Origin of the sequence: Pseudomonas sp. GLN_2 (genome assembly GCF_043106005.1) — a bacterium.
Lineage (GTDB): Bacteria > Pseudomonadota > Gammaproteobacteria > Pseudomonadales > Pseudomonadaceae > Aquipseudomonas > Aquipseudomonas alloputida.
The window spans coordinates 1-19,859 of sequence record NZ_JBICMC010000079.1; the positions used below are offsets into that span (position 1 = coordinate 1).

The window sequence follows — 19,859 nt, forward strand, 5'->3', positions numbered from 1 at the left end:
GGTAACGAAGGCTACACCTTCGCCAACGTCAACGGCGTGCCGCAACCAAACGACCAGGACCACACCGTCGACATCATGTTCGTGGTCGACCCGGGCAAGCGTGCCTACGTCAACCGCATCAACTACCGCGGCAACACCAAGACCGAAGACGAAGTGCTGCGTCGCGAAATGCGCCAGATGGAAGGTGGCTGGGCGTCGACCTACCTGATCGACCAGTCCAAGACCCGCCTGGAGCGCCTGGGCTTCTTCAAGGAAGTCAACGTCGAGACCCCGCAGGTGCCTGGCACCGACGACCAGGTCGACGTCAACTACAGCGTCGAAGAGCAGGCCTCCGGCTCGATCACCGCCAGCGTCGGTTTCGCCCAGAGCGCCGGCCTGATCCTGGGGGGGTCGATCAGCCAGAGCAACTTCCTCGGTACCGGTAACAAGGTGTCCATCGGCCTGACCCGTTCGGAATACCAGACCCGTTACAACTTCGGCTTCGTTGATCCCTACTTCACTGCCGATGGCGTCAGCCTGGGCTACAACGCCTTCTACCGCAGCACCGATTACGACGACCTCGACGTCGACGTTGCCAGCTATGCGGTGGACAGCTACGGTGCCGGCGTCAGCCTGGGCTACCCGATCAGCGAAACCTCGCGCCTGACCTACGGCCTGAGCGTGCAGCAGGACAAGATCAAGACCGGCAAATACACCGTTGACGAGATCTTCGACTTCCTCGAGCAGGAAGGTGACAACTTCCTGAACTTCAAGGCCTCGATCGGCTGGTCCGAGTCGACCCTGAACAAAGGCGTACTGGCCACCCGTGGTCACTCGCAAAGCCTGACCCTGGAGTCCACCGTTCCGGGCAGCGACCTGTCGTTCTTCAAGCTTGACTACCGTGGCCAGCTGTTCAAGCCGATCACCAGCGACTACACCCTGCGCCTGCATACCGAGCTGGGCTATGGTGATGGTTACGGCAGCACCTCCGGCCTGCCGTTCTACGAGAACTATTTCGCGGGTGGTTTCAACTCCGTCCGTGGCTTCAAGGACAGCAGCCTGGGCCCGCGCAGTACCCCGAGCATCGGCGAGGCCGCAGGTGGCAAGCCAGGCACCATCGCCGACCCGGATCAGGATCCGTTGCCGTTTGGTGGTAACGTGCTGGTGCAAGGCGGTGCCGAGCTGCTGTTCCCGCTGCCGTTCGTCAAGGACCAGCGTTCACTGCGCACTTCCGTGTTCTGGGACGTGGGTAACGTGTTCGACACCAATTGCGGCAACAAACCTGATTGCGAGAAGGTCGGGTTCTCGGGCATGGCCAGTTCGGTCGGCCTGGGCGTGACCTGGATTACCGCACTGGGCCCGTTGAGCTTCAGCCTGGCAATGCCGGTCAAGAAGCCGGACGATGCCGATACCCAGGTGTTCCAATTCTCTCTGGGCCAGACCTTCTAAGGTCGGCCCTTGCTTAATGACAACGGTTTATCCAGGAGTGCATCGTGCGTAAATTGGCTCAATTGGCCGTAGTGGCCGCGGCGCTGGTCGCCACCCCGGCTTTCGCCGAAATGAAGGTTGCTGTCCTGAACTACCAGATGGCCCTGCTCGAGTCGGATGCCGCCAAGAAGTATGCGGTTGATGCCGAGAAGAAATTCGGTCCGCAACTGACCAAGCTGAAAAGCCTGGAAAGCAGTGCCAAGGGCATCCAGGACCGCCTGATCAAGGGCGGCGACAAGATGCAGCAGCAGGAGCGTGAGCGCCTGGAGCTCGAGTTCAAGCAAAAGGCCCGCGATTTCCAGTTCCAGTCCAAGGAACTGAACGAGGCCAAGGCCGTTGCCGACCGCGATATGCTCAAGCAACTGAAGCCGAAGCTGGATGGTGCTGTCGAGGAAGTGATCAAAAAGGGCGGCTACGACCTGGTCCTCGAGCGTGGTGCGGTCATCGATGTCAAACCTCAGTACGACATCACCCGCCAAGTCATCGAGCGCATGAACCAAGCACGTTGATATGAGTGTGACCATGACGCTAGGCCAGCTGGCCGAGGTACTCGGAGCTACCCTCAAGGGGCCCGAGGCGCTGCAGATTACCGGGCTGGCCACCTTGCAAGAGGCTGGTCCGACGCAGCTGAGCTTCCTCGCCAACCCGCAGTACCGCAAGTACCTGGACAACAGCCAGGCCGGCGCGGTGCTGCTCAAGGCTGCGGATGCCGAAAGCTTTGCCGGCAATACCCTGGTCGTTGCGGACCCGTACCTGGCTTACGCGCGGATTTCCCACCTGTTCGATCCCAAACCCAAGGCTGAGGCGGGAATACATCCCAGCGCCGTGGTGGCGGAAGATGCCCAGGTGGACGCCAGCGCCAGCATCGGGCCGTTCGCGGTCATCGAAAGTGGTGCGCGCATCGGCGCCAACGTCAGCATCGGCGCACACTGCTTCATCGGTGCCCGCTGTGTGGTCGGTGAAGGTGGATGGCTGGCACCGCGGGTCACGCTGTATCACGACGTGACCATCGGTAAGCGTGTGGTCATCCAGTCGGGTGCCGTGATCGGCGGCGAGGGCTTCGGCTTTGCCAACGAGAAGGGCATCTGGCGCAAGATTGCACAGATCGGCGGCGTCACCATTGGTGATGACGTGGAGATCGGCGTCAATACTGCTGTCGACCGTGGCGCGCTGTCCGACACCCGGATCGGCGACGGGGTCAAGCTGGATAACCAGATCCAGATCGCTCACAACGTGCAGATCGGTGATCACACTGCCATGGCTGCTTGCGTCGGAATCTCCGGCAGCACGCGCATCGGCAAGCACTGCATGCTGGCCGGTGGTGTGGGGCTGGTTGGGCATATTGATATTTGCGATAACGTTTTCGTTTCCGGAATGACCATGGTTACCCGTTCGATCACTGAACCGGGTTCCTATTCTTCCGGCACTGCCATGCAGCCGCTGGCTGACTGGCGCAAGAGCGCCGCGCGTATCCGCCACCTGGACGACATGGCCAAGCGTCTCCAGCAGCTGGAAAAACGCGTCGATACCGTGACCTCAGGTGGCCTGCCGACATCAGAAGGCTGATACCATTCCCTGAGCAAGAGTGAACAGTCGCTAGCTGGCTCCTCTTTGGATTGCAAAAGGAGCGTGTGGTCAGCACCTGCGCTCCCTATTCTTATTACAGGCTTCCCCACCGAAATGATGGACATCAACGAGATTCGCGAATACCTGCCTCACCGCTACCCGTTCCTGCTGGTAGACCGTGTGACGGATCTGGACTTCGAGGCCCAGAGCATTCGTGCCTACAAGAATGTCAGCATCAATGAGCCGTTTTTCAATGGCCACTTCCCGGCACACCCGATCATGCCGGGTGTCCTGATCATCGAAGCCATGGCCCAGGCGGCCGGCATCCTTGGTTTCAAGATGCTCGATGCCAAGCCGGCCGATGGCACCCTGTACTACTTTGTCGGTTCCGACAAGCTGCGTTTCCGTCAGCCGGTTCTGCCGGGTGACCAGCTTGTGCTGGAAGCCAAGTTCCTCAGCCGTAAAAGCATGATCTGGAAGTTCGAGTGCCGCGCCCTTGTCGATGGCAAGCCGGTCTGCTCGGCAGAAATCACCTGTGCGGAACGCTCCCTATGAATTCGATTGATCCTCGGGCCATTATCGATCCGTCGGCCAAGCTGGCCGACGGCGTCGAGGTCGGCCCTTGGTCGATCGTTGGCCCTGATGTCGAAATCGGGGAGGGCACCGTCATCGGCCCGCATGTTGTGCTCAAAGGCCCGACCCGCATCGGCAAGCACAACCGTATCTTTCAGTTTTCCTCGATCGGTGAAGACACCCCGGACCTTAAGTACAAGGGTGAGCCGACGCGCCTGGTGATCGGTGATCACAATGTGATTCGCGAAGGGGTGACCATCCACCGCGGTACTGTTCAGGACCGCGCGGAAACCACCGTGGGTGACCATAACCTGATTATGGCCTATGCCCACATTGGCCACGACAGTGTCATCGGCAACCACTGCATCCTGGTCAACAACACCGCGCTGGCAGGTCATGTACATGTGGGTGACTGGGCGATCCTGTCCGGTTACACCCTGGTTCACCAGTACTGCCATATTGGCGCCCACGCGTTTTCCGGCATGGGCACGGCCATTGGCAAGGACGTTCCGGCCTTCGTTACCGTGTTCGGCAGCCCGGCCGAAGCCCGCAGCATGAACTTCGAGGGCATGCGCCGCCGCGGTTTCAGCGACGAGGTGATCCATGTGCTGCGTCGTTGCTACAAGATTGTCTACCGTCAGGGCCTGACCGTCGAAGACGCGCTCAAGGAGCTGGCCGAACCGGCCACGCAACACCCTGAGGTCGAGCTGTTCCGTCAGTCGATCCTGAGCTCCGCTCGCGGCATCACGCGCTGATATGGCCCAGCTTTGCGTAGCGCTGGTCGCGGGTGAGGCCAGTGGCGATATTCTTGGTTCAGGCTTGATGCGTGCCCTCAAGGCACGCCACCCCGACGTGCGGTTCATCGGGGTTGGCGGCCCCTTGATGGAAGCTGAGGGCCTGCAATCCTATTTCCCCATGGAGCGTCTGGCCGTCATGGGGCTGGTCGAGGTACTCGGGCGTCTGCGCGAGCTGCTCAAGCGCCGTAAGTTGCTGATCCAGACCCTGATCGAAGAAAAGCCCGACGTATTCATCGGCATCGACGCCCCTGACTTCACCCTCAACATCGAACTGAAGCTGCGCCAGGCCGGGATCAAGACCGTGCACTATGTCAGCCCGTCAGTGTGGGCCTGGCGGCAGAAGCGCGTGCTGAAGATCCGCGAAGGCTGCGACCTGATGCTGACGCTGCTGCCGTTCGAGGCGCGGTTCTACGAAGAGCAGGGTGTGCCAGTGCGTTTTGTTGGCCACCCGCTGGCAGACACCATCCCGCTTGAAGCCGACCGCCCGGCCGCGCGCGTCGCGCTGGGCCTGGGCGAGGGGCCGGTGGTGGCGCTGATGCCGGGCAGCCGGGGTGGCGAAGTAGGGCGCCTGGGCGCGCTGTTCCTCGACGCCGCCGAGCGCCTCTGCCAACAAGTGCCGGGTGTGCGCTTCGTGTTGCCCTGCGCCAACGCCACGCGGCGCGCCCAGATCGAACAGATGCTTGAAGGGCGCCAACTGCCGCTGACCCTGCTCGATGGCCAGTCGCACCAGGCCCTGGCGGCCTGTGACGCGGTGCTGATCGCCTCGGGTACCGCCACCCTCGAGGCGCTGCTGTACAAGCGGCCGATGGTGGTGGCGTACCGCCTGGCGCCCTTGACCTTCTGGATTCTCAAGCGTCTGGTGAAAAGCCCTTACGTGTCATTGCCGAACCTGCTGGCCCAGCGAGAGCTGGTGCCCGAGTTGCTGCAGGACGACGCGACCAGCGAAGCGCTGGCCAACACCCTGGCGCCGCTGGTGCGCGATGGAAGCCAGCAGACCGAACGTTTCGACGAAATTCACCGCACCCTGCGCCGTGACGCTTCCAATCAGGCGGCCGAGGCGGTACTGGCCCTGCTCAAGGACCGCTGACATGCAAATTGGACTGGACTTCAACCTGGTAGAAGACCTGGTCGCCGGCGTTGACGAAGTGGGCCGTGGCCCGCTGTGTGGCGCGGTGGTAACGGCGGCGGTGATTCTTGATCCCGCGCGGCCGATTCTCGGCCTGAACGATTCGAAGAAACTCACCGAAGCCAGGCGTGAGGCGCTGTTCGACGAGATCTGCGAAAAGGCCTTGAGCTTCTGCATCGCCCGCGCCGAAGTCGAGGAAATCGACAGCCTGAACATCCTGCAGGCCACCATGCTGGCCATGCAGCGGGCAGTGGAGGGCTTGCACATTACGCCGAAGCTGGCCCTGATCGATGGCAATCGCTGCCCGAAGCTGGCGGTGCCAGCAGCACCGGTGGTCAAGGGGGATAGCCAGGTGCCGGCCATTGCGGCGGCATCGATCCTGGCCAAGGTGACCCGTGATCGGGAAATGAGTGCGTTCGAACTGATCTACCCGGGTTATGGCATTGGCGGGCACAAGGGCTACCCGACCCCGGTGCATCTCGAGGCCTTGGCGCGCCTTGGGCCTACGCCCATTCATCGGCGTTCCTTCGCCCCGGTGCGGGCGGCTTGGGAAGTGCGCGAAGGCGTCACCGATTCCCTGATCTGACCTATTGGGGCCGCTTTGCGGCCCTTCGCGGGCGCGCCCGCTCCCACAGGATTCATCGGTCTGAGCAGCGGGGCCATACCTGTGGGAGCGGGCGTGCCCGCGAAGGGCTGCAAAGCAGCCCCAAAAAAAGCCCCTAGTTAGGCTACAATCCCGCCCTTGTCGTTAAGCACTGCTACAGGATCTTCCATGTCGGTTCCCTTCGTTCACCTGCGCGTCCACTCCGAATTCTCGCTGGTCGACGGCCTGGTGCGGATCAAGCCGCTGGCCAAGGCGCTGACCGGGATGAACATGCCGGCGGTCGCGATCACCGATCAGAGCAACATGTGCTCGCTGGTGAAGTTCTACAAGACGGCCATGGGCGCCGGCATCAAGCCGATCTGCGGTGCCGACCTGTGGCTGGCCGGTGCCGACCCGGAAGCCCCGCTGTCGCGCATCTGCTTCCTGGCCATGAACCCCAAGGGCTATCGCAACCTCACCGAACTGATCTCGCGCGGCTGGACCGATGGCCAGCGCAATGGCCTGGTCATCCTCCAGCGTGAATGGATCGCCCCGGCCAGCGAGGGCCTGATTGCCTTGTCCGCGGGCAAGGAAGGCGACATTGGCATGGCGCTGCTGGCGGGTCGGCAAGACGAAGCCGAAGCGCTTCTTCAGGACTGGATGGGCATGTTCCCCGAGCGCTTCTACGTTGAAGTGCAGCGCACCAATCGCGCACGCGACGAAGAATACGTGCACGCGGCGGTGGCATTGGCCGACAAGCTTGGCGCCCCGCTGGTGGCTACCAACGACGTACGTTTCATCAAACAGGCGGATTTCGACGCCCACGAAACCCGCGTCTGTATCGGTGAGGGCTGGACCCTCGATGACCCGCGCCGCCCGCGTTGCTACAGCGACCAGCAGTACCTGAAGTCGGCGGAGGAAATGGCCGAGCTCTTCAGCGACCTGCCCGACGCCATCGCCAACACCGTCGAAATTGCCAAGCGCTGCAACATCCAGGTACAGCTGGGCAAGTACTTCCTGCCTGACTTCCCCACGCCCAATGGCATGGGCATCGATGACTACCTGCGGCATGTGTCCCACGAAGGCCTGGAAGAGCGCCTGGCCGTGCTGTGGCCGAAAGAGACCACACCCAATTACGAAGAAAAGCGTCAGGTTTACCTGGACCGCCTGAAGTTCGAGCTGGACATCATCATCCAGATGGGCTTCCCCGGTTACTTCCTGATTGTTATGGACTTCATCAAGTGGGCCAAGAACAACGACGTACCGGTGGGCCCGGGTCGTGGTTCGGGTGCCGGCTCGCTGGTGGCCTATGTCCTGAAGATCACCGATCTCGACCCGCTGGCCTACGACCTGCTGTTCGAGCGCTTCCTCAACCCTGAACGTGTTTCCATGCCCGACTTCGACGTCGACTTCTGCATGGACGGCCGTGACCGGGTGATCGACTACGTGGCCGAGGCCTACGGGCGTAATGCGGTGAGCCAGATCATCACCTTCGGTACCATGGCCGCCAAGGCGGTGGTGCGTGACGTGGCGCGGGTGCAAGGCAAATCCTATGGCCTGGCCGACCGCCTGTCGAAGATGATCCCCTTCGAAGTGGGCATGACCCTGGAGAAGGCCTACGAGCAGGAAGAAATCCTGCGTGACTTCCTCAAGGGCGACGAAGACGCCCGTGAAATCTGGGACATGGCCCTGAAGCTGGAGGGTGTGACCCGGGGTACCGGCAAGCACGCCGGTGGTGTGGTTATCGCACCGACCAAGCTCACCGACTTTTCGCCGATCGCCTGTGATGAAGAGGGTGGTGGCCTGGTAACCCAGTTCGACAAGGATGATGTCGAGGCCGCCGGCCTGGTGAAGTTCGACTTCCTCGGCCTGCGTACCTTGACCATCATCAAGTGGGCGATGGAGATCATCAACCGCGAGCAGGCCAAGAAGAACCTGCCCGACCTCAACATCGACTTCATTCCGCTGGACGACCGCAAGACCTACGAGCTGCTGCAGAAGGCCGAAACCACGGCGGTGTTCCAGCTTGAATCGCGCGGTATGAAGGAGCTGATCAAGAAGCTCAAGCCCGACTGCCTGGAAGACCTGATCGCACTGGTTGCGTTGTTCCGCCCGGGCCCGCTGCAATCGGGCATGGTGGACGACTTCATCAACCGCAAGCACGGCCGCGCCGAGCTGGCCTACCCGCACTCCGATTACCAGTACGAAGGCCTCAAGCCGGTACTGGCGCCAACCTACGGCATCATCCTTTACCAGGAACAGGTGATGCAGATCGCCCAGGTGATGGCAGGTTATACCCTGGGTGGCGCCGACATGCTGCGCCGGGCCATGGGTAAGAAAAAGCCCGAGGAAATGGCCAAGCAGCGCGGTGGTTTCATCGAAGGTTGCGTGGCCAACAATATTGATGCGGACCTCGCCGGTAACATCTTCGACCTGGTAGAGAAGTTCGCGGGCTACGGCTTCAACAAATCCCACTCCGCCGCCTATGGCCTGGTGTCGTACCAGACCGCCTGGCTGAAAACCCACTACCCGGCGCCATTCATGGCCGCGGTCCTGTCGGCGGATATGCACAACACCGACAAGGTGGTGGTGCTGGTGGAGGAGGTACGCAGCATGAAGCTGCGCCTCGACGCGCCGGATGTGAACTTCTCGGACTTCAAGTTCACCGTCAACAACGACGGCCGTATCGTCTACGGCCTTGGTGCCATCAAGGGTGTCGGCGAAGGCCCGGTGGAGGCGATTGTCGAGGCCCGTGCCCAAGGCGGTCCCTTCAAGGACCTGTTCGATTTCTGTGAACGCATCGACCTCAAACGGGTCAACAAGCGTACCCTTGATGCGCTGGTGCGCAGTGGCGCGCTGGACCGCCTTGGTCCGCACTTCCATGACGAGATCAAGGCCTACCACGCCAACATCGACATCAACCGGGCAACCTTGCTGTCGGCGCTGGGCGAGGCCATCAAGGCAGCCGAGCAGGCCGCACACACCGCTGACAGTGGTCATGTCGACCTGTTCGGCAGCATGTTCGACGCGGCAGATGTCGATGTGTATGCCAACCACCGCAAGGTGCGCGAGCTCACCCTCAAGGAGCGTCTGAAGGGGGAGAAGGACACCCTTGGCCTGTACCTCACCGGCCACCCGATCGACGAGTACGAGACCGAGATCCGTCGCTTCGCCCGCCAGCGCATCGTCGACCTCAAGCCGTCGCGCGAAACCCAGACCATCGCGGGCATGATCATTGCGCTGCGGGTGATGAAGAACAAGAAGGGCGACAAGATGGGCTTCGTCACCCTGGATGACCGTTCCGGGCGGATCGAGGCATCGCTGTTTGCCGATGCCTTCATGGCGGCACAGTCCTTGCTGCAGACCGATGCGATGGTGGTGGTGGAAGGGGAGGTCAGCAATGACGACTTCTCCGGGGGCTTGCGCCTGCGGGTGAAGCAGGTAATGACCATGGAAGACGCACGCACCAAGCTGGCCGAGAGCCTGCGCCTGAAGGTGGCGCACGACGCACTGAAGGGCGACCGGCTGAAGTGGCTGGGCGAGCTGATCACCCGCCATCGCGGTGCTTGCCCGATCACGCTGGAGTACACCGGCAGCGACGCCAAGGCCATGCTGCAGTTTGGCGAGCAGTGGGCGATCGACCCGGCCGATGGGCTGATTCAGGCGCTGCGTGACCAGTTCGGGCGTGAGAACGTCTTCCTGCAATATCGTTGAACCGACAAAAATTTAATCTCGACCTGAATGCGCCTGATCCCTTAAGGTATGGCGCCAAACGGATCAACCGGCCGGCCGCCTGGCCGTAGACCCAAGACGGATGACTATGAACCCGAATTTCCTCGACTTCGAACAGCCGATTGCCGACCTGCAAGCCAAGATCGAAGGCCTGCGCCTGGTGGGCAACGACAACTCGCTGAACATCAGCGATGAAATTGCCCGTCTGCAAGACAAGAGCAACACCCTGACCGAAAGCATCTTCGGCAACCTGACCAGCTGGCAGATCGCCCGCCTGGCCCGTCACCCGCGTCGTCCATACACCCTGGACTACCTGGAGCACATCTTCACCGAGTTCGAAGAGCTGCACGGGGACCGTCACTTCTCTGACGACGCCGCCATCGTGGGTGGTACTGCGCGCCTGGACGGCAAGCCGGTCATGGTCATTGGCCACCAGAAGGGCCGTGAAGTGCGCGAGAAAGTGCGTCGCAACTTCGGCATGCCGCGCCCGGAAGGCTACCGCAAGGCCTGTCGCCTGATGGAAATGGCCGAACGCTTCAAGATGCCGATCCTGACCTTCATCGACACGCCGGGCGCCTACCCGGGCATCGACGCCGAAGAGCGCAACCAGAGTGAAGCCATCGCCTGGAACCTGCGGGTCATGGCACGCCTGAAAACCCCGATCATCGCTACCGTGATCGGTGAGGGTGGTTCCGGTGGGGCACTGGCCATTGGCGTGTGCGACCAACTGAACATGCTGCAGTACTCCACCTACTCGGTCATCTCGCCGGAAGGCTGTGCTTCGATTCTGTGGAAAACGGCCGATAAAGCAGCAGACGCGGCCGAGGCCATGGGCATCACCGCCGAGCGTCTGAAGAGCCTGAACATTGTCGACAAGGTCATCCAGGAGCCGCTGGGCGGCGCCCACCGTGATCCGGCCAAGATGTCCGAAAGCATCCGTGCCGATCTGGTGCAGCAGCTGGACATGCTCGGCAAGTTCGACAACGATGCGCTGTTGGCCCGTCGTTACGAGCGCCTGATGAGCTACGGCCTCTGATTCTGATTAGCCCTGGGGCCGTTTTGCGGCCCTTGTGATTGATGGCACCGGCTTCGCCGGTGTTCGCGGGTAAATCCGCTCCTACAGGTTGCGCTGCCCTTGAGGCTTGCGCCGTACATGTGGGCGCGGGCATGCCCGCGAATGCTTTCTTGAATCGAGCGAGGGCTAGATGATCAACCTCACTCCTTGGCTCAACGCCCCCACCTGGCACGTCGCTTTCTCCGGCGGCCTCGATTCCACCGTCCTCCTGCACCTGCTGGCCGAATACGCCCGCAACCACGCCTCCCCCCCGCTGCGCGCCATCCATATCCACCACGGCCTGCAAGCCGCTGCCGACGCCTGGCCCGCCCACTGCCAAGCCATCTGCGACAATTTCGACGTTGAACTCCAGGTCATCCACGTCCAGGTCTCCCCTGGCGCCAGCCTGGAACAGGCGGCCCGAGAGGCCCGCTATGCTGCCTTCAGGCAAGTGCTCGGCCCGGGCGATATCCTGTTCACCGGCCAGCACCGCGACGACCAGGCCGAGACCCTGCTGTTTCGCCTGTTGCGCGGCGCCGGCCTGCGTGGCCTGGCGGCAATGCCGGGGCAGCGGGCGCTGGGGCAGGGCAGCCTGGTCAGGCCGTTACTGGCCTGTTCCCGGCAACATTTGCAGGATTATGCCCAAGCCCAAGGGCTGACCTGGATCGAAGACCCGTCAAACGTCGACACACAATTCGCCCGCAACTACCTGCGCGGCGAAGTGATGCCGCAGTTGCAGCAACGTTGGCCACAGGCCAGCCAGAACTTCGCCCGTGCAGCAGAGCATCTGGGCGAGGCGCTGGGTTTGCTGGACGAACTGGCCCAGGAGGATCTGGCGCTTGCGCGCAAAGGGGCGCCTCTCGCCTGGCCGGGGCTGGATTCCCTCGACCTGGCCGCCCTGCTGGCGTTATCGCCGGCGCGTCAGCGCAATGCCTTGCAGTACTGGCTGAGCCAGCGCACCCGTTTGCCCGATACCCGGCACTGGGCCGGCTGGGCAGACCTGCGCGATGCCGCTGCCGATGCCCGGCCAGTCTGGCGGCTTGCCGATGGACGGTTGGTGCGTAGCCACGGACGCATCTGGTGGCTGAGCGGTGATTGGCTACAGCAACCAACCGGCTCGCTGGCCTGGCCCGAGCCTGATGGGCCGTTGCGGTTGCCGGGCAATGGTTGCGTGCGTCTTGTTGGCGCAGCCATGCCGAGCGGGTTGCGTATTGCCTACCGTCAGGGGGGTGAAATGCTGGCGGTTCCCGGCCGTGGCCGGCGGGACCTCAAGCGCCTGCTCAACGAACAGCAGGTGCCGCATTTCCTGCGCTCGCGCCTGCCGTTGCTGTATCACGGCGAACGCCTGCTGGCGGTGGCCAACCTGCCCGGGCTGGTGCAGGCGGATTGCCAACTGCACTGGCAGTTGCCGACGAACGCGCAAGGTTTGAGCTGAAGGGTACATTCCGGTAGACTACCCTCCCTTCTTGATACAACTTCTGTGGGTTCCGCGAAAACACAGGGGTTGCCGATTACCAAGCAGTTTTTTGCCGAGCTGATTCTGGAAATGACGAGCGAACGCCATGCCGGGTATACCCTGGCTGTACAGACGCGGCAGTTTTTCGAGATGCACTGTGATTGACGCAGGTGATCGGGGGCTTCGGCCTTCCTTCGCTTTCTCCGGCGGCGCTGGCCGCCTTAACGCAGACTTCTAGGGTTTTTCATGACGCGCTACATATTCGTCACGGGCGGTGTTGTTTCTTCATTGGGGAAAGGCATTGCCTCGGCTTCCCTGGCGGCCATCCTGGAAGCGCGGGGCCTGAAGGTCACCATGCTCAAGCTGGATCCGTACATCAACGTCGACCCGGGCACCATGAGCCCGTTCCAGCACGGTGAAGTGTTCGTCACCCACGATGGCGCCGAGACCGACCTCGACCTGGGGCACTACGAGCGGTTCATCCGCACCACCATGACCCAGAACAACAACTTCACCACCGGCCGTATCTACGAGCACGTGCTGCGTAAAGAGCGTCGTGGTGATTACCTGGGCGCGACCATCCAGGTCATCCCGCACATCACCGACGAAATCAAGCGTCGCATCATCAAGGGTGCCGGCGATGCCGACGTGGCCCTGGTGGAAATCGGCGGTACCGTGGGTGATATCGAGTCGCAGCCGTTCCTCGAGGCGATTCGCCAGCTGCGTGTCGAAGTGGGCTCCAAGCGTGCCATGCTGATGCACCTGACCCTGGTCCCGTACATCGCCACCGCTGGCGAAACCAAGACCAAGCCGACCCAGCACTCGGTCAAGGAGCTGCGCTCCATCGGCCTGCAGCCTGACGTGCTGATCTGCCGCTCCGACCACCCGGTGGATGCTTCGTCGCGTCGCAAGATCGCGCTGTTCACCAACGTTGAAGAGCGTGCGGTGATTTCGCTGGAAGACGTCGACACCATCTACAAGATCCCGGGCGTACTGCATGCTCAGGGCCTGGACGACTTCGTCGTCGAGCGCTTCGGCCTGCAGTGCAATGGCGCCGACCTGTCCGAGTGGGACAAGGTGGTCGATGCCAAGCTCAACCCGGAGCACGAAGTGACCATCGCCATGGTCGGCAAGTACATGGAGCTGCTGGATGCGTACAAGTCGCTGATCGAAGCGATGAGCCACGCCGGCATCACCAACCGGACCAAGGTCAACCTGCGCTACATCGATTCGGAAGACATCGAGAACCAGGGCACCAGCCTGCTCGAAGGCGCCGATGCCATCCTGGTACCGGGCGGTTTCGGCCTGCGCGGTGTGGAAGGCAAGATCACCGCGGTGCAATACGCCCGTGAGAACAAGGTGCCGTACCTGGGTATCTGCCTGGGCATGCAGGTGGCCGTCATCGAATTCGCCCGTAACGTGATGGGCTGGAAAGACGCCAACTCCACCGAGTTCGACCGTAACAGCGGCCACCCAGTGGTCGGCCTGATCACCGAGTGGGCCGATGCCACCGGTGCCGTCGAGATCCGCGACGAGGCTTCCGACCTGGGCGGCACCATGCGCCTGGGCGCACAGGACTGCCAGCTGGCTGCCGGTTCCAAGGTGCACGACTGCTACGGCAAGGACGTGATCACCGAGCGTCACCGTCACCGCTACGAAGTGAACAACAACCTGCTGCCACAACTGGTGGAAGCTGGTCTGGTGGTTTCCGGCCGTTCCGAAGACGGCGCGCTGGTGGAAGTGGTCGAGTCCAAGGACCACCCATGGTTCGTCGCCTGCCAGTTCCACCCGGAGTTCACCTCCACCCCGCGTGACGGCCACCCGCTGTTCAGCGGCTTCGTCAAGGCAGCCCTGGCTCAGAAGAACAAGGCCTGATCGATGACCCAGAAGATCATTCGCGTCGGTAACATCGAGATCGCCAACGACAAGCCGTTCGTCCTGTTCGGCGGCATGAACGTTCTGGAATCCCGTGACCTGGCGATGAAGGTCTGCGAAGAGTACGTGCGGGTTACCGAGAAGCTCGGTATCCCGTACGTGTTCAAGGCCAGTTTCGACAAGGCCAACCGTTCGTCGGTAACGTCCTACCGTGGCCCTGGCATGGAAGAGGGGCTGAAGATCTTCGAAGAGATCAAGCGCACCTTCAACGTGCCGGTGATCACCGACGTGCACGAGCCTTACCAGGCCGAGCCCGTCGCCAAGGTATGCGACATCATCCAGCTGCCGGCTTTCCTGTCGCGCCAGACTGACCTGGTGGTGGCCATGGCCAAGACCGGCGTGGTGATCAACATCAAGAAGGCTCAGTTCCTCGCACCTCAGGAAATGAAACACATCCTGGCCAAGTGCGAAGAAGCCGGTAACGACCAGTTGATACTCTGCGAGCGTGGTTCGAGCTTCGGCTACAACAACCTGGTGGTCGACATGCTGGGCTTCGGCATCATGAAGCAGTTCGAGTACCCGGTGTTCTTCGACGTGACCCACGCCCTGCAGATGCCGGGTGGCCGCGCCGATTCCGCCGGCGGCCGTCGGGCCCAGGTCACTGACCTGGCCAAGGCCGGCATGAGTCAGGGCCTGGCCGGGCTTTTCCTCGAAGCCCACCCCGACCCGGACAACGCCAAGTGCGATGGTCCATGCGCCCTGCGCCTGGATAAACTGGAGCCGTTCCTGGTCCAGCTCAAGCAATTGGACGACCTGGTGAAAAGTTTTCCGACGGTAGAAACCGCGTAAAGCTCATTTCTCGGGTAAAGTACCGCCCGATCCACCCCTGACCAGTCGGTCAGGGGCTCCCTTCATCAGGCCTGCCCAAAGCAAGTTCACCTGGTGAACGGCAAGAATTTCCTAAGCTAAGTTGTTTTCGTCAAATTCTGGAGTGCTTACAACAATGGCAAAAATCGTCGACATCAAAGGTCGTGAAGTTCTCGATTCGCGTGGCAACCCCACTGTGGAAGCCGACGTACTGCTCGACAACGGCATCATCGGCAGCGCTTGCGCGCCGTCCGGTGCTTCTACCGGCTCGCGCGAAGCGCTGGAGCTGCGTGATGGCGACAAGAGCCGTTACCTGGGCAAGGGCGTGCTGAAGGCCGTCGCCAACATCAACGGCCCGATCCGTGACCTGCTGCTGGGCAAGGATCCTTCCGACCAGAAGGCGCTGGACCGCGCCATGATCGAACTGGACGGTACCGAGAACAAGGCCAAGCTGGGCGCCAACGCCATCCTGGCTGTTTCCCTGGCTGCCGCCAAAGCTGCTGCCCAGGACCAGGACCTGCCGCTGTACGCGCACATCGCCAACCTGAACGGCACCCCGGGCCAGTACTCGATGCCGGTTCCGATGATGAACATCATCAACGGTGGCGAGCACGCCGACAACAACGTCGACATCCAGGAGTTCATGGTTCAGCCGGTTGGCGCCAAGACCTTCTCTGACGGCCTGCGCATGGGTACCGAAATCTTCCACCACCTCAAGGCCGTCCTGAAGGCCCGTGGCCTGAACACCGCCGTAGGTGATGAAGGTGGTTTCGCCCCGAACCTGGCATCCAACGAAGACGCCCTGGGCGCCATCGCTGAAGCTGTCGAAAAAGCCGGCTACAAGCTGGGCACCGACGTGACCTTGGCCCTGGACTGCGCGGCTTCCGAATTCTACGAAGACGGCAAGTACAACCTGTCCGGCGAAGGCAAGTCGTTCGACGCCGAAGGCTTCGCCGACTACCTGAAAGGCCTGACCGAGCGTTTCCCGATCATTTCGATCGAAGACGGCCTGGACGAGTCCGACTGGGCTGGCTGGAAAATCCTCACTGACAAGATCGGTGAAAAAGTCCAGCTGGTCGGTGACGACCTGTTCGTGACCAACACCAAGATCCTCAAGGAAGGCATCGAGAAGGGCATCGGTAACTCGATCCTGATCAAGTTCAACCAGATCGGCTCGCTGACCGAAACCCTGGAAGCCATCCAGATGGCCAAGGCTGCTGGTTACACTGCAGTGATCTCGCACCGTTCCGGTGAAACCGAAGACTCGACCATTGCCGACCTGGCTGTGGGTACTGCTGCTGGCCAGATCAAGACCGGCTCGCTGTGCCGTTCCGACCGCGTTTCCAAGTACAACCAGCTGCTGCGCATCGAAGAGCAACTGGGCGCCAAAGCGGTTTACCGCGGTCGTGCCGAGTTTCGCGGCTAAGCAAGAGATGGTAAAAAGGCAGCAGCCGAAGTTGTAGGAACGTTCGTACTGAACTTTCCTACGTACTAACGGGTTTCTGTCGACGAAGCCTGGCCTCGGCCAGGCTTCGTGCTATTCGAGGCCCCGAAGTAAAAACGCGGCAGCCTTTTTAACCTGGATAACGTGATGCGCAGTCCCTATTGGTTGTTCCTCGTTCTGCTCTTGCTGTTGGGTGGCCTGCAGTACCGCCTGTGGGTGGGTAACGGCAGCCTGGCGCAAGTGACCGAACTGAAGCAGCAGATTGCCGATCAGCATGCCGAAAACGAGCGCTTGCTCGAGCGTAATCGTGTGCTCGATGCTGAAGTGCTAGAGCTGAAAAAAGGCATGGAGACCGTTGAAGAACGGGCCCGCCACGAATTGGGGATGGTCAAAGAGGGCGAAACCCTCTTCCAGTTGCCACAGAAATGATCGATACCTTGCCGGCCTTCTGGGCCGTGATTCCTGCGGCGGGTGTAGGTGCCCGCATGGCTGCCGACCGCCCCAAGCAATACCTGGAGCTGGCTGGGCAGACCCTTCTCGAGCACAGCCTCGACTGTTTTCTTGGCCACCCGGCGCTCAAGGGCGTGGTGGTCAGCATTGCCGAAGACGACCCGTACTGGCCTGGCCTGCGCTGCGCCAGCGACCCCCGCATCCAGTGCGCGTCGGGCGGGCGTGAACGCGCTGACTCGGTGCTTAACGCCTTGCTGGTGCTGCATGCCCACGGCGCGGGGGACAGCGACTGGGTGCTGGTGCACGATGCTGCGCGGCCGAACCTGGCACGCAGCGACCTGGACAAGCTGTTGTCGGAGCTGGCGGACGACCCGGTGGGTGGCCTGCTGGCGGTGCCGGCGCGCGATACCCTCAAGCGTGCCGACAGCCATGGCCGGGTGAGCGCTACCGTGGACCGCAGCACGATCTGGCAGGCGTACACACCGCAGATGTTCCGCCTTGGAGCGTTGCACCGGGCGCTGGCTGAGTGCCTGGTGTCGGATGTGGTGGTGACCGATGAAGCCTCGGCCATCGAATGGTCCGGTCAGGCGCCGCGGCTGGTGGAAGGGCGCAGTGACAACATAAAGGTGACCCGGCCCGAAGATCTCGAATGGTTGCGCCAGCGCTGGGCGGGTAAACGCTGAGCGTTCTCCTGAGCCGGCCTCTTCGCGGGTTCACCCGCGAAGAGGCCAGTACATGCAGCACATCCCGTCAGCCGAAACGATATTCCGGCAACCCCGCCAACCCCTCCTTCAGGTAATCTACCAACCGCCGCACTTTCGGCGACAGGTGCCTCTGCTGCGGATACAGCGCCCATACCGCCGTATTCGGCGGTTGGTGCGCCTCCAGCAGCGACACCAGCGCACCACTGTTCAGGTGTTCCAGCACGTAGTAATCCGGCAACTGGCACAACCCGATCCCTTGCAGCGCCGCATCCAGCACTGCCTGGCCACTGTTGCAGCGCCAGTTACCCTGTACCCGCTGGCTGATCTCACGGCCATCCTGCTGTAGCGCCCACAAGTCCGAACTCCCCACCAGGCAATTGTGCCGCGCCAGCTCCGAAAGGCTGTGTGGCCGGCCATAGTGCTCAAGATAGGCCGGCGAGGCGCACAGGTACATGCGCCTTGGCGCCAGGCGGGTAGCCACCAGGCGAGAGTCGGCCAGGCGGCCCAGGCGGATGGCCAGGTCCATGCCTTCATGCAGCAGGTCGAGGGTGTGGTTGCTCAGCTCCACATCCACGCGCAGCTGCGGGTACAGCGCCATGAATCGCGTCACCAACGGCACGATGAAGCGCTCGCCGTAGGCCACTGCGCACGTCATGCGCAACAAGCCCTTGGGTTCGCTGGCCAGGTCGCCCATGGCGCGCAGCGCTTCCTCGCGGCCATCCTGCAAGCGTTGGCAATGCTGCAGGAAGGTCTGCCCGGCTTCGCTCAGGGTTACCCGGCGGGTGCTGCGATACAGCAGGCGCGTTTGCAGGCGGTCCTCCAGCCGGGCGATCTGCCGGCTGATGTGCGATGAGGAAACCCCCAGGCGTTCGGCGGCGGCAGTGAACTGGCCCGATTCGGCCACGGCGACAAATTCGTCGATGCCTTCCCATCGGTTGCTCATCGATTATCCCTGTATGGCAATAATGTTTTGTCTTTGGCCTGATTATTCATCAAATGGCGCTGAATTACACTGCAAGACTGAATCGATCCACTGTCTGGAGACCTTTGATGATCAAGTCCCGTGCTGCCGTAGCCTTCGAAGCCAAGAAACCCCTGGAAATCGTCGAAGTCGACGTGGCCATGCCAAAGGCCGGTGAAGTGCTGCTGCGCGTGGTCGCCAGCGGTGTCTGCCACACCGATGCCTATACCCTGTCAGGTGCTGACCCGGAAGGGATCTTCCCATCGATCCTCGGCCACGAAGGCGGTGCCATCGTCGAAGCGGTGGGCGAGGGGGTGACCTCGGTCGCCGTGGGTGACCACGTCATCCCGCTGTACACCCCGGAATGCGGCAAGTGCAAGTTCTGCCTCTCGGGCAAGACCAACCTGTGCCAGGCTATCCGCGCCACCCAGGGCAAGGGCCTGATGCCGGACGGCACCACGCGCTTCTCGTACAAGGGCCAGCAGTTGTTCCACTACATGGGCACCTCGACGTTCTCCGAATACACCGTGCTGCCGGAAATTTCCGTGGCCAAGATCCAGAAAGAAGCACCACTGGAAAAGGTCTGCCTGCTGGGCTGCGGCGTCACCACCGGTATCGGCGCGGTACTCAACACTGCCAAGGTCAAGCCGGGTGATACCGTGGCCATCTTCGGCCTCGGTGGCATCGGCCTGTCGGCCGTGATCGGTGCGGTCAAGGCCAAGGCCTCGCGTATCATCGCCATCGACATCAACCCGGCCAAGTTCGAAATCGCTCGCCAGCTGGGTGCCACCGATTGCATCAACCCGAAAGACTACGATCGCCCGATCCAGGAAGTGATCGTCGACCTCACCGATGGTGGCGTGGACTTCTCCTTCGAGTGCATCGGCAACGTTCAGCTGATGCGCGCCGCCCTGGAATGCTGCCACAAGGGCTGGGGGGAGTCGGTCATCATCGGTGTGGCCGGTGCCGGCCAGGAAATTTCCACGCGTCCGTTCCAGCTGGTTACCGGTCGGGTCTGGCGTGGTTCGGCGTTCGGCGGGGTGCGTGGCCGCAGCGAGCTGCCGAGCTACGTGGAAATGTCCGAGAAAGGCGAGATCCCGCTGGACACCTTCATCACCCACACGATGGGTCTGGAAGACATCAACAAGGCCTTCGACCTGATGCATGAAGGCAAGAGCATCCGTAGCGTGATCCACTTCTGAGG

17 protein-coding genes are annotated in these 19,859 nt (G+C 62.0%); 16 read left to right on the forward strand and 1 reads right to left on the reverse strand.

What is annotated here, in order from left to right:
• The 15 genes from bamA to ispD all read left to right on the forward strand — a co-directional run.
• Nucleotides 1-1,428, forward strand: a 1,428-nt coding sequence (gene bamA / locus ACF8Q6_RS18105) for an outer membrane protein assembly factor BamA (protein WP_392499219.1), incomplete at its 5' end; no start/stop codon positions are given.
• Between the two features lie 44 nt (nucleotides 1,429-1,472).
• The gene (locus tag ACF8Q6_RS18110; RefSeq protein ID WP_003252311.1) at nucleotides 1,473-1,976 is read left to right on the forward strand and encodes an OmpH family outer membrane protein; all 504 of its coding nucleotides are present in this window, start codon (nucleotides 1,473-1,475) and stop codon (nucleotides 1,974-1,976) included.
• A 1-nt stretch (nucleotide 1,977) separates the two neighbouring features.
• Nucleotides 1,978-3,033, forward strand: coding sequence for a UDP-3-O-(3-hydroxymyristoyl)glucosamine N-acyltransferase (gene lpxD, locus ACF8Q6_RS18115; protein ID WP_003252312.1), 1,056 nt, complete (start codon nucleotides 1,978-1,980; stop codon nucleotides 3,031-3,033).
• 114 nt (nucleotides 3,034-3,147) lie between these two features.
• Entirely contained in the window at nucleotides 3,148-3,588 is a 441-nt protein-coding gene (gene fabZ, locus ACF8Q6_RS18120; RefSeq protein WP_003252314.1) for a 3-hydroxyacyl-ACP dehydratase FabZ, read from the forward strand.
• Entirely contained in the window at nucleotides 3,585-4,361 is a 777-nt protein-coding gene (lpxA, locus tag ACF8Q6_RS18125; protein ID WP_010952681.1) for an acyl-ACP--UDP-N-acetylglucosamine O-acyltransferase, read from the forward strand. Before fabZ ends, lpxA begins: the two co-directional genes overlap by 4 nt.
• 1 nt (nucleotide 4,362) lies before the next feature.
• A complete protein-coding gene (gene lpxB, locus ACF8Q6_RS18130) occupies nucleotides 4,363-5,490 on the forward strand; it encodes a lipid-A-disaccharide synthase (RefSeq protein ID WP_014754275.1) in 1,128 nt (375 codons plus the stop codon).
• Nucleotide 5,491: 1 nt separating this feature from the next.
• Nucleotides 5,492-6,115 carry a ribonuclease HII gene (rnhB, locus tag ACF8Q6_RS18135; RefSeq protein ID WP_012053540.1) on the forward strand — a complete coding sequence of 208 codons (624 nt, stop codon included), beginning with the start codon at nucleotides 5,492-5,494 and terminating at the stop codon, nucleotides 6,113-6,115.
• Between the two features lie 186 nt (nucleotides 6,116-6,301).
• Nucleotides 6,302-9,826, forward strand: a complete 3,525-nt coding sequence (gene dnaE / locus ACF8Q6_RS18140; protein WP_012053539.1) for a DNA polymerase III subunit alpha — start codon at nucleotides 6,302-6,304, stop codon at nucleotides 9,824-9,826.
• 106 nt (nucleotides 9,827-9,932) lie between these two features.
• Nucleotides 9,933-10,880, forward strand: a complete 948-nt coding sequence (locus tag ACF8Q6_RS18145) for an acetyl-CoA carboxylase carboxyltransferase subunit alpha (protein WP_003252323.1) — start codon at nucleotides 9,933-9,935, stop codon at nucleotides 10,878-10,880.
• A 169-nt stretch (nucleotides 10,881-11,049) separates the two neighbouring features.
• Entirely contained in the window at nucleotides 11,050-12,333 is a 1,284-nt protein-coding gene (gene tilS, locus ACF8Q6_RS18150) for a tRNA lysidine(34) synthetase TilS (protein WP_392491512.1), read from the forward strand.
• A 267-nt stretch (nucleotides 12,334-12,600) separates the two neighbouring features.
• Nucleotides 12,601-14,229, forward strand: a complete 1,629-nt coding sequence (locus tag ACF8Q6_RS18155; RefSeq protein ID WP_392491514.1) for a CTP synthase — start codon at nucleotides 12,601-12,603, stop codon at nucleotides 14,227-14,229.
• 3 nt (nucleotides 14,230-14,232) lie between these two features.
• A complete protein-coding gene (kdsA, locus tag ACF8Q6_RS18160) occupies nucleotides 14,233-15,078 on the forward strand; it encodes a 3-deoxy-8-phosphooctulonate synthase (RefSeq protein ID WP_010952685.1) in 846 nt (281 codons plus the stop codon).
• A gap of 154 nt (nucleotides 15,079-15,232) precedes the next feature.
• Complete coding sequence (eno, locus tag ACF8Q6_RS18165) at nucleotides 15,233-16,522, forward strand: phosphopyruvate hydratase (protein WP_003252333.1); 1,290 nt, start codon at nucleotides 15,233-15,235, stop codon at nucleotides 16,520-16,522.
• 165 nt (nucleotides 16,523-16,687) lie between these two features.
• Entirely contained in the window at nucleotides 16,688-16,969 is a 282-nt protein-coding gene (gene ftsB, locus ACF8Q6_RS18170) for a cell division protein FtsB (RefSeq protein WP_004576849.1), read from the forward strand.
• A complete protein-coding gene (gene ispD, locus ACF8Q6_RS18175) occupies nucleotides 16,966-17,673 on the forward strand; it encodes a 2-C-methyl-D-erythritol 4-phosphate cytidylyltransferase (RefSeq protein WP_392491515.1) in 708 nt (235 codons plus the stop codon). The genes ftsB and ispD overlap by 4 nt, the downstream gene beginning before the upstream one ends.
• Before the next feature lie 67 nt (nucleotides 17,674-17,740).
• Here ispD and ACF8Q6_RS18180 read toward each other — a convergent pair whose 3' ends face one another.
• A complete protein-coding gene (locus ACF8Q6_RS18180; RefSeq protein ID WP_392493194.1) occupies nucleotides 17,741-18,637 on the reverse strand; it encodes a LysR substrate-binding domain-containing protein in 897 nt (298 codons plus the stop codon).
• A gap of 107 nt (nucleotides 18,638-18,744) precedes the next feature.
• On the opposite strand from ACF8Q6_RS18180, the gene ACF8Q6_RS18185 reads away from it, so the two are divergent.
• Nucleotides 18,745-19,857, forward strand: a complete 1,113-nt coding sequence (locus tag ACF8Q6_RS18185; RefSeq protein WP_003252338.1) for an S-(hydroxymethyl)glutathione dehydrogenase/class III alcohol dehydrogenase — start codon at nucleotides 18,745-18,747, stop codon at nucleotides 19,855-19,857.
• Nucleotides 19,858-19,859: the final 2 nt, after the last annotated feature.

Bases quoted from the DNA above. Each gene is read 5' to 3' on its own strand.
- dnaE (WP_012053539.1), top strand. From the start codon at position 6,302: ATGTCGGTTCCCTTCGTTCACCTGCGCGTCCACTCCGAATTCTCGCTG.
- ispD (WP_392491515.1), top strand. From the start codon at position 16,966: ATGATCGATACCTTGCCGGCCTTCTGGGCCGTGATTCCTGCGGCGGGT.
- ftsB (WP_004576849.1), top strand. From the start codon at position 16,688: ATGCGCAGTCCCTATTGGTTGTTCCTCGTTCTGCTCTTGCTGTTGGGT.
- lpxD (WP_003252312.1), top strand. From the start codon at position 1,978: ATGAGTGTGACCATGACGCTAGGCCAGCTGGCCGAGGTACTCGGAGCT.
- ACF8Q6_RS18145 (WP_003252323.1), top strand. From the start codon at position 9,933: ATGAACCCGAATTTCCTCGACTTCGAACAGCCGATTGCCGACCTGCAA.
- tilS (WP_392491512.1), top strand. From the start codon at position 11,050: ATGATCAACCTCACTCCTTGGCTCAACGCCCCCACCTGGCACGTCGCT.
- rnhB (WP_012053540.1), top strand. From the start codon at position 5,492: ATGCAAATTGGACTGGACTTCAACCTGGTAGAAGACCTGGTCGCCGGC.
- ACF8Q6_RS18180 (WP_392493194.1), bottom strand. From the start codon at position 18,637: ATGAGCAACCGATGGGAAGGCATCGACGAATTTGTCGCCGTGGCCGAA.
- ACF8Q6_RS18185 (WP_003252338.1), top strand. From the start codon at position 18,745: ATGATCAAGTCCCGTGCTGCCGTAGCCTTCGAAGCCAAGAAACCCCTG.
- lpxA (WP_010952681.1), top strand. From the start codon at position 3,585: ATGAATTCGATTGATCCTCGGGCCATTATCGATCCGTCGGCCAAGCTG.
- eno (WP_003252333.1), top strand. From the start codon at position 15,233: ATGGCAAAAATCGTCGACATCAAAGGTCGTGAAGTTCTCGATTCGCGT.
- kdsA (WP_010952685.1), top strand. From the start codon at position 14,233: ATGACCCAGAAGATCATTCGCGTCGGTAACATCGAGATCGCCAACGAC.
- lpxB (WP_014754275.1), top strand. From the start codon at position 4,363: ATGGCCCAGCTTTGCGTAGCGCTGGTCGCGGGTGAGGCCAGTGGCGAT.
- fabZ (WP_003252314.1), top strand. From the start codon at position 3,148: ATGATGGACATCAACGAGATTCGCGAATACCTGCCTCACCGCTACCCG.
- ACF8Q6_RS18155 (WP_392491514.1), top strand. From the start codon at position 12,601: ATGACGCGCTACATATTCGTCACGGGCGGTGTTGTTTCTTCATTGGGG.